Source organism: Vreelandella sulfidaeris Esulfide1 (assembly GCF_054072535.1).
Map to the genome: position 1 here is coordinate 2,135,628 of NZ_CM133364.1, position 15,442 is coordinate 2,151,069.

At 50.1% G+C, this 15,442-nt stretch carries 14 protein-coding genes and 1 tRNA gene; 5 read left to right on the forward strand and 10 right to left on the reverse strand.

Annotation, left to right across the window (positions count from 1 at the left end):
• Positions 1-470: 470 nt before the first annotated feature.
• The 3 genes from ACW44H_RS10030 to ACW44H_RS10040 form a co-directional block, all read right to left on the reverse strand.
• Positions 471-1,307, reverse strand: coding sequence for a hypothetical protein (locus ACW44H_RS10030; protein WP_457504314.1), 837 nt, complete (start codon positions 1,305-1,307; stop codon positions 471-473).
• Between the two features lie 79 nt (positions 1,308-1,386).
• On the reverse strand, positions 1,387-1,872 hold the full coding sequence (locus ACW44H_RS10035; RefSeq protein WP_457504316.1) for a hypothetical protein: 486 nt from the start codon (positions 1,870-1,872) through the stop codon (positions 1,387-1,389).
• 92 nt (positions 1,873-1,964) lie between these two features.
• Entirely contained in the window at positions 1,965-2,465 is a 501-nt protein-coding gene (locus ACW44H_RS10040; protein WP_457504318.1) for a hypothetical protein, read from the reverse strand.
• A 295-nt stretch (positions 2,466-2,760) separates the two neighbouring features.
• Here ACW44H_RS10040 and ACW44H_RS10045 point away from each other — a divergent pair, with 295 nt between their 5' ends.
• Positions 2,761-3,186: a tyrosine-type recombinase/integrase gene (locus ACW44H_RS10045; protein ID WP_457504320.1), complete on the forward strand. Its 426-nt coding sequence runs from the start codon at positions 2,761-2,763 to the stop codon at positions 3,184-3,186.
• A 332-nt stretch (positions 3,187-3,518) separates the two neighbouring features.
• Here ACW44H_RS10045 and ACW44H_RS10050 read toward each other — a convergent pair whose 3' ends face one another.
• From ACW44H_RS10050 to ACW44H_RS10060, 3 genes are all read right to left on the reverse strand, one after another.
• Positions 3,519-4,145 (reverse strand): hypothetical protein, encoded by a 627-nt coding sequence (locus ACW44H_RS10050; protein WP_457504321.1) that lies wholly within the window; start codon positions 4,143-4,145, stop codon positions 3,519-3,521.
• 687 nt (positions 4,146-4,832) lie between these two features.
• Positions 4,833-4,923: transfer RNA gene (locus ACW44H_RS10055), tRNA-Ser, on the reverse strand.
• 48 nt (positions 4,924-4,971) lie between these two features.
• Complete coding sequence (locus ACW44H_RS10060; protein WP_457504323.1) at positions 4,972-6,678, reverse strand: potassium/proton antiporter; 1,707 nt, start codon at positions 6,676-6,678, stop codon at positions 4,972-4,974.
• Between the two features lie 311 nt (positions 6,679-6,989).
• Between ACW44H_RS10060 and ACW44H_RS10065 the strand changes: the two genes are divergently transcribed.
• Positions 6,990-7,976 (forward strand): ABC transporter substrate-binding protein, encoded by a 987-nt coding sequence (locus ACW44H_RS10065; protein ID WP_457504325.1) that lies wholly within the window; start codon positions 6,990-6,992, stop codon positions 7,974-7,976.
• A 40-nt stretch (positions 7,977-8,016) separates the two neighbouring features.
• On the forward strand, positions 8,017-9,414 hold the full coding sequence (locus tag ACW44H_RS10070; RefSeq protein WP_457504327.1) for an exonuclease domain-containing protein: 1,398 nt from the start codon (positions 8,017-8,019) through the stop codon (positions 9,412-9,414).
• 101 nt (positions 9,415-9,515) lie between these two features.
• Here ACW44H_RS10070 and ACW44H_RS10075 read toward each other — a convergent pair whose 3' ends face one another.
• The 3 genes from ACW44H_RS10075 to ACW44H_RS10085 form a co-directional block, all read right to left on the reverse strand.
• Positions 9,516-10,319, reverse strand: a complete 804-nt coding sequence (locus ACW44H_RS10075; protein ID WP_457504329.1) for an alpha/beta fold hydrolase — start codon at positions 10,317-10,319, stop codon at positions 9,516-9,518.
• Between the two features lie 43 nt (positions 10,320-10,362).
• Positions 10,363-11,031: a 7-cyano-7-deazaguanine/7-aminomethyl-7-deazaguanine transporter gene (locus tag ACW44H_RS10080; RefSeq protein WP_035579420.1), complete on the reverse strand. Its 669-nt coding sequence runs from the start codon at positions 11,029-11,031 to the stop codon at positions 10,363-10,365.
• Positions 11,032-11,292: 261 nt separating this feature from the next.
• The gene (locus ACW44H_RS10085; protein ID WP_457504330.1) at positions 11,293-13,218 is read right to left on the reverse strand and encodes a propionyl-CoA synthetase; all 1,926 of its coding nucleotides are present in this window, start codon (positions 13,216-13,218) and stop codon (positions 11,293-11,295) included.
• A gap of 320 nt (positions 13,219-13,538) precedes the next feature.
• Between ACW44H_RS10085 and ACW44H_RS10090 the strand changes: the two genes are divergently transcribed.
• On the forward strand, positions 13,539-13,859 hold the full coding sequence (locus ACW44H_RS10090) for an ArsR/SmtB family transcription factor (protein ID WP_113270661.1): 321 nt from the start codon (positions 13,539-13,541) through the stop codon (positions 13,857-13,859).
• 19 nt (positions 13,860-13,878) lie between these two features.
• Here ACW44H_RS10090 and sohB read toward each other — a convergent pair whose 3' ends face one another.
• A complete protein-coding gene (gene sohB / locus ACW44H_RS10095; RefSeq protein WP_457504333.1) occupies positions 13,879-14,922 on the reverse strand; it encodes a protease SohB in 1,044 nt (347 codons plus the stop codon).
• Positions 14,923-15,103: 181 nt separating this feature from the next.
• Between sohB and ACW44H_RS10100 the strand changes: the two genes are divergently transcribed.
• The gene (locus ACW44H_RS10100) at positions 15,104-15,415 is read left to right on the forward strand and encodes an SCP2 sterol-binding domain-containing protein (RefSeq protein WP_113270663.1); all 312 of its coding nucleotides are present in this window, start codon (positions 15,104-15,106) and stop codon (positions 15,413-15,415) included.
• Positions 15,416-15,442 lie beyond the last annotated feature (27 nt).

Below are 15,442 nucleotides of genomic sequence, written 5' to 3' on the forward strand. Positions count from 1 at the left end.
TCTATCATGTTCAGCCATAACAGGTGGCACTTGGTGCTGGTGATAATCAACCAGGGCGACAGCTAGGCGATCCTTGGCTTCTACAACTCAATATCTGGGCCCTCTGGAAGGAATGCTCACAGAAGCATGTCGGCGCGGTATCGCTTCTGGTGTGGCTTGAGCTTGTCAGCGTGGACGTTGGCAATCGCTAGGCTGATATCGGGGAGTAATTAAAGGCACGCACCGACGAACATCTGCAACCGTTCCTGAGCACGAAGTATCTCTACAGTCTCGCCCACGTTCGCGCTCGCGGCGAGGTCGAATCCACGATGCGCAGGCTCAATCTCGTCCTGCCGCTTCTGGCCGAAATCGGCCAAGAGCTGTCATTCAGACGAAGCTGATATAACACCAACAGCACGCGCGGCTGCGGAATGAAGGCGAAGCAGCAATGTAGTAGACGTCGCCGTGAATGTTCTTGTTAGGCACTGGACTCATAACTCCCATTCAAGCGAGCTCTGCTCTTTAAGGCTATTGGGAGTGTGAAAACGATCTACATATGGGCCAGACCTGATGTGATTCATCAAGCGCCAAAACCATTGTTTAGCAATCTCCTGAGTGATCCCATCTGGATAATCGAACCGATAGGACAGCCCATCATTTCCGGATTTGTACGAAACTGCGAACAAGGGCTCCAAGTATCTCTGAATACCCCACCGTACCTCGTTTAACAATTCCGCCATCCAGGTTGCATAATAGATAAAATAGTTTTGTTCCAGATGCTCCTGAAAATCTTCTAACGCAAGAGGAATCAACTCAACAGGAACGTCGTAGCCGTGATCAGAGAGAATCCTATGAATGCCTTTGGAAACACCAGTTAATCTTGAAATATTATGCTTTGAACTGTTTCCGGAAATTTTTAAAAACTCAATTCTTGATACTTCTATTTCTGCATTCACATCCAGTGTGGGCAACCAAAGTTTTACAGAGGCCTTTTGATTTAACCAATCTTTCAATTCTTGAACCGCATCTTCGAGTTTGCAACCGCTGCCATCAATACCAAGGTACTTATTGGTGCAAACCGCATCGAGAATATCAACACAAGATCCAGAAACGCCGGTTAATCGACTGTCTCCAGCTTCTTTGGCGAAATCAAGGAATCGAATAATGAACAACGACCGATGAACAATATCCTTAAAATAAACAAGCGCTTCGCCAGCGGATCTCGAGCTTTTTCTGACGTCAAGCAAGGCATGATTAACTATTTCGTTAACCGCCTCTGTGCAGATGCATAACCCTATGGCTTCTCGCTCGGTACTGGTCAGATCCATACTCAATTCCGTTGCCTAAAGCCTTGCTCACCGGAAAATTGGGAGCGCAGCGAGTAATTTCCCCGGGTGCAGCAACTTGTTAGGGGCTAGGACCGCCGCTATCCCTAGGGTCAGGTCGGTTCCCCGGCCGGGGCGGACGGCCAAAGGCTGCACGAAGATTACGAACCCCTTCTCCCAAAGGGGGAAGCTCAGCCTTGATTGGACCGAATTCAACTCGCCCACCTGAAAGGATAACTGCGACGGTCAACGCGATAGATATACCGGCAAAAACAATGGTCAGAGGATTCTCACGGTGTATATCCGTTATGCCGAGAGTCCTGTCACCGAGTCCGGCATGCGCATATTTCGCAATCTCTCGCCAGTCAATGCCATGGATATCAGTGCGAAGCGTCATTGCTAGTCGCTTTGCTTCATCAATGTCTTGCGCGTACCCACCCTCGGGTAACGAAATTGCAGCAGCGGCATAAACCGACCTGAAGTGATAAAGAAAATCAGTGAGCGTTTCGACGTCTATCGGCCCGCCGTCAGTTTCAAAAACCACTACGCATTGCGATTGTTCTTCCATTCTTCCTCCTTTGTGGATCACGCATCACCCTAATGCCGAGCGCACCGGCGGCCTTTTTGAAGCGAAGCGGAGAAAAGCCCGTCCGAGTGTTGTTAAACGATAGCTGGCGGCTCTGCCCCATAAGCTTTCAATAGGTTTCGCAGGTTTTCGTTCGTGAGCAGGTTTTTTGCAAACACTTCAAGCTTTTTACGTTTAGGAACGTTTTTCCACCTCTTATCTTTGCTCGCAGTCAGTTTGTAAAAAAAGTCCCAAGCCTGTTGGTATCCACTATCATCAAACTGAATTTTTTGAATTCCAATAAAATCAGGTCGAGACGGATAGTTCAAAAGCTTGTATCGCCCAGGGCCGACTCGCTCAAATATCTCATGTTTGGCTTTCTTCTCAGTATCACCGGAATTTCGACAGTAATTGTTTATCGTTCTTGTAACAGTAGATGCTGCTTCGGCACCAATATCTCGATCAGTCTTACTTAATGCTAGAATGATCGCTTCGATTTCCCCTTCCCCATTCGACCTGTTCATCAGAACGTCGACGATGTCTTCCAACCAAGTCTTTGAAAGCGGCAATTTATCAATTAACTCATTACCTTCCACAAGATCAACCTCCTGATCGAGAGTGGGGCCCGTTTGCTAGGTATTAAACTGCTTTTCTTATGATTGTATGAACGCGCTGGCACTTTTTCCCGGCAAATGCAGCCTGCCAGATTCTCCCAAGCCTATGATCCTTGAGACTATTAATTATCATTAGGCTGTATAGCCTAAATTCGAGCTCCTTCTGCATTTGCAGGAATGACCTCTTTGGGTCGAGCCCCGACTATAAATTAACCTTAGCACATGACGAGCATGAATTGAGCCATTCTTTGACCTCCACCTGATGGAGGAACATGCCATGAACGTTGTGACTGAAATCTCCTGTACACCTACACCTTGGAATAAAGGTAAGTTAGTTGGTCAGAAGTCGCCTCTGCGCCTTCGAGATATCTGGGCTATACGTGTGCGCCTACAGCTTGCCAAAAAGACGAGAGACCTAGCCCTCTTCAATTTAGCCATCGATAGCAAATTACGGGGCTGCGACCTTGTCAATTTACGAGTCCGGGATATAGCCCATGGTGCGTGCATATCCCCACGAGCCATCGTGATGCAGCAAAAAACGCATCGACCTGTCCAGCTCGAAATAACCGAGCAAACGCGTATTGCTATAATGGACTGGATACAGCTTGCTCAACTTAGAAACGAAGACTTCTTGTTTCCCAGCCGCATCAATAGCGCAAAGCATCTTTCAACACGCCAATATGCTCGTATCGTGAAAGCCTGAGTCACCGAAATAGGTCTAGATGCGTCAATTTATGGCACGCACACGGTGCGTCGTACAAAAGCTTCGCTGATATATCGTCGCACGAAAAACTTAAGGGCAGTGCAGCTGCTCCTGGGTCATACGAAGCTGGAAAGCACCGTCAGATATCTTGGGATTGAAGTAGATGATGCTTTGGAAATGGCAGAACAGACAGAAGTTTGAGAAGGATAAACGACGGCCTATTTCGGGCCGTCGTCGTCCTACCAGGAGCGGATGCTAAAATGACAAAAGATAATCGGCACTTTGATAACCTCGCCACTCGCCTTTTCCCGGTGCATGGCTGAGCTCCATACTTAGGCCACGTCTACAGCAATTTTTCGAATGACTTGGTTCCATCGAAATAAAGAAATAATTAAAACTGTTGTAGATACAACGATCAACAATAAATTAGTCAACACAACGTCTTCAAGACGAAGCAGCCTTTCACCTATTTGGATAGTGAAAAAAGCTACTATCCAGTAAATAGCAATAAAGTATATATGAGGTAAAACCGTCCTAGCCATTCCGTCAAAAACTCCACACTCGCATTGTGCCAATAAGTGCCAAGCTGAAGCGGACAAATGCCAAAATGAAATTGCTGCAATGATACTTACCCAGCTTGGGCGAAGTTGGAAAGCATTAGCTAGAACAAGATAGAGAGTAAACGCCATCACCAAATCTAGATAAAATCGCAAAAAACTAAGCGAAGAAGTATTAAAAGGGAATTTTTTAACCAGCGCGTGATACACAGCAATGTCGTAAACAACAAATGAGAATATTGAAACTCCAACAAATATCGTTAATACGAATTCATTAAAACCTTGCGACCAAGCATCAAGAACTACAGGCTCATAACGTTGGATACCAAGAGCAACAATTGCGCCAAACACTACATCAATAAACCACACCCATCGTAGGCTTTGCTCTGAAGTAGCATTCATGCGTATTTCCTTTATTAGCATTAAATACAAGGAAGTACTTATCTAGTAATCTTTCCACACAGCATCGCTAAAATCAAAGAAACTAATTTAATAAAGATAAATTAAGGGATAGCGGAAGAAATCACCTTACTACATTACTGTGTTACATGGATTAAGTTAGGCCATTATATTCTTAGTTTTGAATCATAAAAATTCTTTCCTGACTAAGCAGCATAGTGCAAACTTCCGCAATCTGCGAATCAGACGGCGCGTACTATAATTTGATGAACGTGCAGACATACTTGTCCGGAAAATGCAGCCTTTCAATTATCCCAATCTCATGACCTTGCTAGAAATTAATTTCCATTAGGCTACATATTAAAAACTCGATCGCCTGCTGCACTTCCCGGCATGTCTGCTCAGGGTCGAAATCTGTCTATGACAGGTATTCAAAATTCTTAGACCACAATAGCGATGTATGTAGCCTGTGTCATCTTTGGAATAGCAGCTTAGGGCTGTCATGCGGGTAAAGCTTTGGGAAAGGATACTCAGTGGCATGCCTGTGAACGCTGCAGGGATAGAAGAGCTTTCCATAGGCATCCCAGTCGCTTCGAAGAAAGCCAATTGCAAGGTGTGGGTTAAAATGTGAGTCAAAAATCTTCAGGCAACAAAAAAGCCCCTGACGAATCAGGGGCTTTTCGAAATAAGTGGCGGAGGGACAGGGATTCGAACCCTGGATAGGCTATTAACCTATGCCGGTTTTCAAGACCGGTGCATTCAACCGCTCTGCCATCCCTCCGGCTTACGGGTGCATATACTATCAGCTTTCCCTTGGAAGTCAACGCCTTTAGTACAAACGTAACCCAACACGGGTAATCTTTCCGCCTTCCATATCACTCACCACCCAATGAATACCGTGCCAATCAACGTCGTCCCCTATTACCGGGTGGCCACCCACACGTAAGGCAATAAACTCAGCCAGCGTCATGCTCTGCTCACCGGGGCTTAGCGTTAGACCATAGGCTTGGGCAATATCTTGCATGAGCGCACTGCCATCCAGTGTAAAGGTACCAAAGAAGGCACGTTCCTGCTTAAGCTTGGCGTCGCCATTAAAAAGCCGGTTAAGAGAATACAAATCTTCGGATCGGCCGATAACACAAATGACGTCACCCAGCTTTAGGCGTGTACTGCCCTTCGGGTGAAGCATGGCGTGATTGCGGAAAAGCGCTGAAATCAATGCCCCCGAAGGAAAGCGCAACAGCCGAATGGGCACATCATCCAAATCCTGGTTCTCTACGCCATATACAAATAGCTCAAAGTCGTTTTCCGGCAGAATACCCAGCGGACCGCGTCGGTTAGGCACGGTGCCTATCGGCACTTCTACTTTCAACCACTTGGCCATCAGCGTCAGCGTACCGCCCTGAATTAACAGCGACATCAATACCACTGCAAACGCGACATTGAAGTAAAGCGAGGAATTTTCGACCCCGCCGATGACAGGAAAAATCGCCAGTACGATCGGTACCGCCCCTCTTAACCCAACCCAAGCAATAAAGAAGATTTCCCGCCAGCGAAATTTAAAAAATGGCTTAATGCTAATCAGCACGGCCAAGGGGCGTGCGATAAAAATCAGCGCCAGTGCCACCAACGCAGCGGGCAGTGCTACGTCCCAAAGTTCACTGGGTGTCACCAGCAGGCCAAGCACCAGGAACAGCCCAATTTGGCTCAGCCACGCCAGGCCATCGTGAACCGGAAGAATAAAGTTAAGGTGGCGCCCCGGCTGGTTACCAATCATCAATCCCGCAAGGTAAATCGCCAAAAAGCCACTACCGCCCAGCACGCTGGTTAAACCGAACACGCTGAACCCCAGCGCCAATGCCAACATGGCGTAAAGGCCCGGGGCTAAATCGAGCCAGCGCAGCAACTTGGCACTTAACCAACCGCCCCCCAGCCCGACAATCAAACCAATACCAAATTGAGAAAGGAAAAACAGCAGCGTTTCAACGGGACCGCCAATATCTCCGACTAACAGCTCGACCAACATCAACGTCAGGAAAATGGCCATCGGGTCGTTGGTACCCGATTCAATTTCAAGCGTGGCGCCTACCCGCTCATTGAGATTGACACCCCGACCACTGAGCATAGAGAAAACCGCAGCGGCATCGGTAGACCCAACGATGGCGCCTACCAGCATGCCTTGCACCACGGTGAGGTCAAAAATCAACATGGCGATAACGCCCACAAGGGCGCTGGTAATAAACACCCCGAAGGTCGCCAGGGAGAGTGCGGGTTTAAAACCAACCCGGAACGTTTTAAGACGCGTGCGTAAACCACCGTCTAACAAGATCATGGCAAGCGCGAGGTGCCCGATTGCAAAAGCCATGGAGTAGTCATCAAACTCGACACCCAGCACGCCCTCTTCACCTGCCAACATGCCTAACCCAAGGAAGATTAAGAGCAGCGGCACACCCATCATTGATGATAAACGGCTGGCCAGAATGCTGAGTGCCATCAGCGAACCGCCTACCAAAAAGAACATATAAATTGCGTCCATGACTCTCCGTCTCTACATCAATACAGCGCTATTATTGCATGTAAGCGTTGAATTTACTGTGTCTTCTCCGCACTCCCTTATGGTTAAAGGGCTGGTCAGAAGCTTTCCAAGGCGGCTACACTTCGCCGTTACGACATCTGGAGTTACTGACTATGTTGCGTTGCCTATCCCGCTATTGGCACCCTATCCTATTTAGTCTAATTTTTACTTTATTGTTTTTTAATTCATCATCTTACGCAAACGAAGAAAGCGCAGACATTGAAGAAAATAGCTCAGAAACGGCTCCGCTAACACTGGATACAGCGGTTGAAGTGCCTGATTCCTTGTGGCAACCCGCTGGCAACGAAAGCGTAGAGGCAGTGCCCACCATGGCAGTCACCCCGCCCCCGCCTCTCGAGCCACCGCCGGTTAAAAGTGTGACCCTGATGCTTGATTGGTACTTGAGCCCACAGCACGCAGCCTTAGTCATTGCTCAAGAAAGAGGCCTGTATGCTGCTCAAGGACTTGAAGTTAATCTTCTGTCGCCAGCCGACCCATCCATCGCCATCAAACTGTTAACGGCTGGCGAGGTTGACCTGGCATTAACGCGACAGCCACTGCTTCATTTACATGCTCATAATGGCGCACCAATCGTTCGAATCGCGACACTGATTGAAACCTCGCTCACGGCGGTCATAGTGCTGGGTGAGGAGCAGTTGGAAACCGAAAATACCCTGGCAGAGTTACACTATGGTTATACGACGGGAGAAGGACGCGACCTGAGCATTCCTCGTTTGCTACCTCGCTCCGTGCAGCAAACGGATGATTTCACTGCGCCGATCAATCTACACTTCGATCCAATTCGAGCAATGAGGGAAGGCCAAATTGACGCAGTAGCGGATGGTTACTACCACACCCTTCCCCAGCAACTGGCGACTGAAGGCATTAATACTCACACCATTCGTTTCGATGAGCTGGATATACCGCGTACTGACGGCTTAGTAGTGCTGGCTAATAGCGATACCCTTGTTCGCCGTGCCGATACATGGTCCCGCTTTGTGCTTGCTCTTGAACAGGCGAGTCACTGGATTATCGATAACCCCGACGCTGCCTGGGAATTGCTAATTAGTGCCTATCCTGTGCTCGAGAATGACATCAACGCTAGCGCCTGGGAGGATATCCTACGCCGTATGGCGCTGAATCCTGCGGCATTAGATAGCCGACGCTACACTGCATTTGAAACCTATTTGCAGCAACAGGGACTTATCGACGACACTTTACCCGTATCGCGTCTCGCGATAGACCCTCACGCTTTATAGCAACGTATTTATATGTTTTTACCTACGACCATGGCGGCGCATGAGCGAAACAGCTTTAATTTTTGTAGATATTGAAACCACAGGCACCCGCGCTACACGTGACCGAATTACCGAAATAGCCGCCTTGAAAGTCATCAACGGTGAGCTGGTTGATCGCTGGTCGAGTTTGATTTACCCAGAATGCAAAGTGCCCGCGCAAATCACCCAGTTAACCGGGATTCGTGATGAAATGCTCAGCGACGCGCCTCGCTTTGTTCACATCGCCGAGTCGCTTAGAGAGTGGCTGGGCGACGGGCAATTGGTGGCTCACAATGCGCGCTTTGATTACAGTTTTCTGCGCAATGAGTTTAAGCGCGCAGGGCAGGATTTCCGGGCGTCGTTGATATGCACGCTGCGTTTATCGCGGCGGATAGCGCCCCAGGAACGACAACACAATTTAAAAGCCCTTCTAAACCGCTACGGCATTGCCCCTATCCGACACCACCGGGCTGGCGATGATGTGGATGCCCTGTGGTCGCTCTGGCAAGCCTGGCAGGTTGAGCACAGCGATGAAGCATGGCAGAGCCTGTTAGGCGATGAGCGCCGCCACCGAACGCTGCCCGCCCATCTGGATAGCGCTCAGTTGGAAGGGTTGCCCGCAGGCCCCGGTGTTTACCTGTTTTACGGCCACAATCGGTTGCCCTTGTATGTTGGCAAGAGTGTCAATCTACGCAGTCGCGTCCTGGGGCATTTTCAACGTGACCATCAGGACGATAAAGAGATGCGCTTAGCCCAGCAGGTGCAACATGTCGAATGGGAAGAAACCGCGGGTGATTTAGGCGCTCAGTTGCGTGAGGCGCAGCTGGTTAAAACGTTAATGCCGATTATGAATCGACAGCTGCGTAAACAGCGCAAGTTGACTACTTGGCACTGGCAAGAAGAAGCAGCCCACCCTGAGTTACTCAGCGGCAGCGCCCTAAACCAGGCTCTAAGCCAGTCATTGGGCGGTACGCTGTATGGTTTGTTTCGTAGTGCACGAGAGGCGAAGAACGTGCTACGTGCCCTTGCTGAAGAACAGCAGCTCTGCCCTCAAGTATTGGGGCTTGAGAAAGGCAAGGGACGCTGTTTTGCCAATCAGGTGGGTAAGTGCCGCGGGGCCTGTTGTGGCCAGGAAACAATCGCCGCGCATACCCAACGGGCAAAGGCGGCATTACAACAGCTCCAGGTAAATGTGTGGCCCTGGCCAGGTAGCATTGCAATTGCAGAAAAGTCGATGGGCAAAGCGGCCCCTGCGTGGCATGTTGTCCGCCAATGGTGTTATTTAGGCAGTGCGCCAAGCCTTAAAAAAGCGCAAGCGCTTGCAGACACACCAGCAAGCTTCGACGTCGACAGTTACCGCATACTGAACCGTTTTTTGCGTTACCCAGAACAGCATGGGCTAACGGTCACGCCGCTGTGACGCAGCTATGTACTCTTGCAACTATGCTTCTTTTGCAACTATGTTCTTTTGAAACTACGCCTCTTTTGCAACGACTCAGCATGCAACGACTGAGCGTGCTTCTACTGGGCATCAATGAACGCCACCACTGCCTGCTGGAAGGCCTCTGGCTGGTCGGCGTGAAGCCAATGCCCGGCGTTTTTCAGCGTTACCACGCGGGCGCGGGGCAACACCTCGCGTAGCGCGGGAAGCATATCATCAGCCACATAATGGGATTCGCCGCCCCGCAGCACCAACACGGGGCCATCGTAGGGCTGCTGCCCATCCGGCACGCCTATGATGTCATTGTAACCACGCTTAATCTGGTCTAATCCTACTCGAAGCGCCATCACGTTATCCTCATTACGCACCAGATTGGTGGCTAAGAACAACCGAGTGGGTCGAGAATCGACGTGTTCACCTAGCAATTCATCGGCTTCGCGGCGATTTTTTGGCTGTCCTTCACGCACGTTCTCCAGCGCTGCAAACACATCATCATGACCGTGCTCATAAGCCACCGGGGCTATATCGGCAACAATCAATGATGCCACTCGCTCAGGCGCCATGCGCGCCAAACTAATGGCCACCTTCCCGCCCATCGAGTGGCCGAGCACGTGAGCGCGCTCAATCGCGAGCTTATCGAGCAGTGCAATGACATCATCCACCATGGTGGCGTAACGCATACCTTCTGCATGGGGTGAACGGCCATGATTACGCAGATCCAGCGCAATGACACGTCGGGTGCGCTGCCATACTTTTACATGCGAACGCCAGTTATCGGCACTTCCCAGCAAGCCATGAATCACCACTAGCGGAGCAGTGTCCGCGGAGGCATCTTCGGCGGGCATATCAATAAAATGAAGATCAACAGTGGCGACGTCTGTCATCCTTGCTCCTAAGCAGTGATAGTCATGGGAGTGTGTTAACACATTAGGCGGTGCGTGGTGCGGCATCCACTTGGCCTGTCCAGACAACCAACCGGCGTGTTAGCCAAGCGAGTAACAAGCCATACAGCGGTAGGAAAAACAGCAGACTGATGGCGAGTTTTATCGCGTAGTCAACAGCGGCAATTTCTATCCAATTGGCAGCCATAAACGGGTCTGGGCTGTTATAGAACGCTGCCGAGAAGAATGCAAAGGTATCGGCGAGGTTACCTAGCACCGTTGAGCATACGGGAGCCACCCACCATGCCCACTGGCGTAAGCGATCAAATACCTGTACATCCAGCAATTGACCAATCACGTAGGCCAGAAAACTGGCAAGCGCGATACGGGCGACAAACAGGTTCCATTCCGACAGTGCTTCAATCCCGGCGAAACTGCCACGGGGGAAAACCACCGATACCACATAGGAAACCAACAGTGCAGGCAGCATAACGCGCAGGATGATCGAACGAGCCGGCCCTTTACCAAACAGACGCACCGTGAGGTCGGTGGCTAGAAAGATAAACGGAAAACTAAACGCGCCCCAAGTGGTATGGAAGCCAAATAGCGTAAACGGCAGTTGAACCAAATAATTACTGGCGGCAATAATACCGATATGGAAAGCCACCATTACCATTAGGCAGCGGCGGTGCTGAGTCTCACTCAATGCAAACATGGATAGACCTTTTTTTAAACGAGAAGAGGGGTTAGGGAACCCTCGAAGATAAGAAACGCCACCAGCAAGTCACTTTAGACCAACCTAAGTCGCTTTAGACAACCCGTGCGTTCTGGGGAGCGGTATTATACGTTTTCTACAGCGTAATAAAAGTCGGGCACTGCTAGTTAGTAAGTCAGTGAAATAGTAAGACAAGGAAATAGTAAGACAAGGAACGTAAGGCAATGAAAGCCGCCCGCATACGGGGCGGCTTGTGAGCGCTTAATCGAGTGGCTTGGCTTTGTCGGCAGCCCCCACTGAGCGCTCACGCATGGCAGCATGAACGTCTGCCAAGCTAGTGGGGTCGTCTATGGTGGAAGGGATACCGAAGTCTTTACCATCGGCAATCGTACGCAGCAGCTTACGTAAAATCTTACCCGAGCGCGTTTTGGGTAGCCGATCAACGACTAGCACCTGCTTGAAACAGGCAATCGGCCCAATATGCTCACGCACACGCGCAATCAGCTCGGCCTCCAGTGTCGCCTCATCGCCATCAAAGCCATCTTTAGGAATCACTAGGCCGATCGGCATCTGCCCCTTCAAATTGTCGTGAATCCCAATCACCGCACACTCGGCCACCGCAGGATGCGCACCCACCACTTCTTCCATTTCGCCAGTCGAGAGTCGGTGACCCGCGACGTTAATCACATCATCGGTACGTCCCATAATGAACAGATAACCCTGCTCATCAAAATATCCACCATCGCCCGTTAAGTAGTAGCCAGGAAATGCTGCCATATAAGCGCTATGAAAACGCTGTGGATCGCGCCAAACACCGGTCAAACAACCAGGCGGCATCGGCTGTTTGATGACCACACTGCCCTGCTCCATCGGCTGTGCCTGCTCTCCATCACGATTGAGCACTTGAACATTAAAGCCGGGAACGGGAAATGTGGCAGACCCCGCTTTGGTTGGCATCGGTTCAATACCTGGCAAGTTAGCCGCAATCGGCCAGCCGGTTTCGGTTTGCCACCAGTGATCAATCACCGGCACATCAAGCAGATCATCCAGCCAGTGGAATGTCGGTGGGTCTAGCCGCTCTCCGGCTACATAGAGATGTTTGAGGCTACTGATATCGTATTTCTGCAGTTGCTTGGCGTCAGGGTCCTCTTTCTTAATCGCGCGGAAGGCGGTGGGGGCAGTGAAAAAGCTCTTAACCCGGTACTCCTCAATTAAACGCCAAAAGCTACCTGCATCCGGTGTTTTTACCGGTTTTCCCTCATAAACCACGCTGGTACAACCGAGCAACAAGGGAGCGTAAACAATATAGGAGTGCCCTACCACCCAGCCGACATCCGAGGCGGTAAAGAACACTTCGCCCGGCTCCATGGCGTAAATCGCTTGCATCGAATAGGCCAAGGCAACTGCATAGCCCCCCGTATCGCGCATGACACCTTTGGGTTTACCGGTAGTGCCGGAGGTGTAGAGAATATACAGCGGATCGGTCCCCTTCACCGGCACGCAGTCGGCAAAAGGCGCCTTGGCGACGAGCGCCTCCCAATCGTAATCCGTGGTACTTTCGTGAGTACCCAGCTCAGCCCGGTGCACTTCACGCTGGTAAACGATGCAGGCATCCGGCTTATAGGCGCTTAGTTCAATCGCTTGATCTACCATGGGCTTATACGGCAGCACCTTGCCCAGTTCGATACCGCAGGAAGCCGCCACCACGACTTTGGGCTCGGCGTCTTCTATACGGGCTGCCAGTTCGTAAGGCGCAAAACCGCCAAACACCACGGAGTGAATGGCGCCTAGGCGGGCGCAGGCGTACATAGCCACCAGCGCCTCAGGAATCATGGGCATATAGATCACCACACGATCGCCCTTCTCAACCCCTAACTGAGTCAACGTCCCCGCAAAGTAAGCGACTTGATCACGCATTTCGCGGTAGCTAATAGTTCGCTTGGATTGTGCTGCGGGAGAGTCCCAGAAAATCGCCGCCTGATCACCGCGCCCGTTTTCAACGTGGTAATCCAGCGCGGCGTAGCAAAGATTCATTTCACCATCGCTAAACCAGCGCGCATGCTGTTGCTCATCGTAGCTGAGGATGGTTTGAGGCGGTGTGTACCAGGGTATGCGCTTGGCTTGTTCGGCCCAGAACGCTTCCGGGTGCTCAATCGAGTGTTGATAGGTAGGTTGGTAGCGAGTCATAGTGTCTCTATCTTTATTGTAGTGGTGGTATAGAAGGATTGTTGACACTGTATAAAGGAAATCGACCTCACACCCTCATACTATGGGCTAAATAGCGACCAAAGCAGCAACTGTTCTAGCAGCATTGTCGACAAGTGGGTCGCTGTCTGCCTACCATTGATTAAGCGTTAAACAGCAATTTGGACAAAACTCGCTAAATTACTGATCATTAATTAACTTGATCCTCGCGACGCGATGATGCTTCGAAAAACAAATAACAATGCTTATAAAAACGCTGCTTATAAAAAACGCACTGTAACAGCGTAGGCAAGGAGATCATTATGTCTGCTTCTACAAGCGCCGCTACACGCCTGCTTGAACACAATTGTCGTGCGATTGAGGCAGGCACTAACCTGCTCAAAGCGCTGGCCAACGAAAAACGGCTGCAAATACTTTGCCTACTTGCAGAGAAAGAGCTGTCAGTTACTCAAATAAACCAACAGCTCGCCTTAAGTCAGTCGGCACTATCACAGCATTTAGCTATTTTAAGGCGTGATGAACTCGTTGATACTCGGCGGGAGTCACAAACTATCTATTACTCATTGAGCAGTGAAAGTGCCAAGGCAGTCATTAATACCTTGGCACATCATTACACAGCATAAACTTCAGTTTGCGGCATACTCAGCGACGCTGCCACCCAGCGGCGTCGATCAAGCCAAGCACCTTAAGAGTGGCACTTTCCACACCTGCCGATACCGCCAGCCCCAGCTTCCGAGTCATTGTTTTTTGAGGCTCAAGTTTGACGGCAAAGACCTGCGCCTCGACCATGCGCTCAACCAGATAGGCTTCACTGGTACCGACACTGTCTACAAGCAGATTGGACAACGCTTCACTGCCGTACCAGATCTCACCTGTCGCCAGCTTATCGATATCCATCGCAGGCCGCCGTTCTGCCACATAACCTTTAAATAACCGGTGAGTATTCTCTAAATCCTCTAAAAACTTAGCCTTACCCTCTTCAGTATTTTCGCCAAGCACGGTTAACGTGCGCTTGTATTTGCCAGCGGTCAGGAGCTCAACGTCCACATCATGGCGTTTTAACAAGCGATGAATATTAGGCACTTGTGCCACCACACCGATGGAACCAATCACTGCAAAAGGCGCGGCTTTAATATGTTGTGCGGTACAGGCCATTAAATAGCCCCCACTCGCAGCCACCTTATCAATACATACAGTTGTTGTTAGCCCTGCCGTACGCAGGCGGTCTAATTGTGCCGCCGCCAAGCCATAGGCATGAACAAGGCCACCGGCAGACTCAAGACGAACGACTACCTCATCGTTTTCGGCAGCAACATCGATGATAGCTGACACCTCTTGGGCAAAGCGCTCGGTTTGCGATGCCTTCAGGTCACCATGAAAATCGAGCACCCAAACCCTTGCTTCCTGAGCTGCGTTCTGATCATGTTTGTGGGCTTTATGTCGCTTTTTGTCCTCGCTACGAAATGCTTTTAGCAGCTTTTTGCGACCACCAGGCAACGCAGCGGTCAGGCGTAAACGCCGCACGCGACGACGACGCTGGTCATTAAGCGGCTCAATATAAAGTTTTAAGTCGCTCTCTTTTTCTTGCTTCGTTCGCGCGACAAGAAGCAAGCCAAGCCCTATCAGCGCCATTACAATGGTGGTCTGAACTAAAAACGTACCCATTTCCGCTATCCATTCATTCATTCACGTTCTCCATTGAAAAGGTTGATTCCTATAGGTTGAGCACTCAGCCTAAACGTTGCAGGGTATTACCACCGCGCTTGATTGAAACGCATGTATGAAATAATCTCGCTTGCCACTATGATGGTTTCTTGAGGCTATTATCGCTAGCCTCGGTCTAATTTACCTAATTGAGAGATATGTTATGTCTAACAACACCCTTGAGAAGCTAAAAGCACGCTTCAACCCAGAAGCGGCCGAGGGCATGAATGAAGTATTTCAGTTCCACTTCTCAGATGCGGGCAGCTACTACTTGAATATCCAGGATGGCACGCTAGATATTCAAGAAGGTGAGCATGATGATCCTTCCGTTAGCTTAAGCCTAACGACTGACACACTAAAAGGGATTATGAGTGGCGACATTAATGGCATGACGGCGTTCATGACAGGCAAACTGAAAGCAACCGGTAATGTCATGTTGGCCACTAAGCTGACTAGCCTCTTCCCCAGTGAGTAAAGCCATCGTTAGCGTGCATTGGGCACG

Coding starts and splice junctions, on each gene's coding strand:
- ACW44H_RS10030 (WP_457504314.1), bottom strand. CDS start 1,307: ATGGATCTGACCAGTACCGAGCGAGAAGCCATAGGGTTATGCATCTGC.
- ACW44H_RS10035 (WP_457504316.1), bottom strand. CDS start 1,872: ATGGAAGAACAATCGCAATGCGTAGTGGTTTTTGAAACTGACGGCGGG.
- ACW44H_RS10045 (WP_457504320.1), top strand. CDS start 2,761: ATGAACGTTGTGACTGAAATCTCCTGTACACCTACACCTTGGAATAAA.
- ACW44H_RS10050 (WP_457504321.1), bottom strand. CDS start 4,145: ATGAATGCTACTTCAGAGCAAAGCCTACGATGGGTGTGGTTTATTGAT.
- ACW44H_RS10060 (WP_457504323.1), bottom strand. CDS start 6,678: ATGGACGCAATTTATATGTTCTTTTTGGTAGGCGGTTCGCTGATGGCA.
- ACW44H_RS10070 (WP_457504327.1), top strand. CDS start 8,017: ATGAGCGAAACAGCTTTAATTTTTGTAGATATTGAAACCACAGGCACC.
- ACW44H_RS10075 (WP_457504329.1), bottom strand. CDS start 10,319: ATGACAGACGTCGCCACTGTTGATCTTCATTTTATTGATATGCCCGCC.
- ACW44H_RS10080 (WP_035579420.1), bottom strand. CDS start 11,031: ATGTTTGCATTGAGTGAGACTCAGCACCGCCGCTGCCTAATGGTAATG.
- ACW44H_RS10085 (WP_457504330.1), bottom strand. CDS start 13,218: ATGACTCGCTACCAACCTACCTATCAACACTCGATTGAGCACCCGGAA.
- ACW44H_RS10090 (WP_113270661.1), top strand. CDS start 13,539: ATGTCTGCTTCTACAAGCGCCGCTACACGCCTGCTTGAACACAATTGT.
- sohB (WP_457504333.1), bottom strand. CDS start 14,922: ATGAATGAATGGATAGCGGAAATGGGTACGTTTTTAGTTCAGACCACC.
- ACW44H_RS10100 (WP_113270663.1), top strand. CDS start 15,104: ATGTCTAACAACACCCTTGAGAAGCTAAAAGCACGCTTCAACCCAGAA.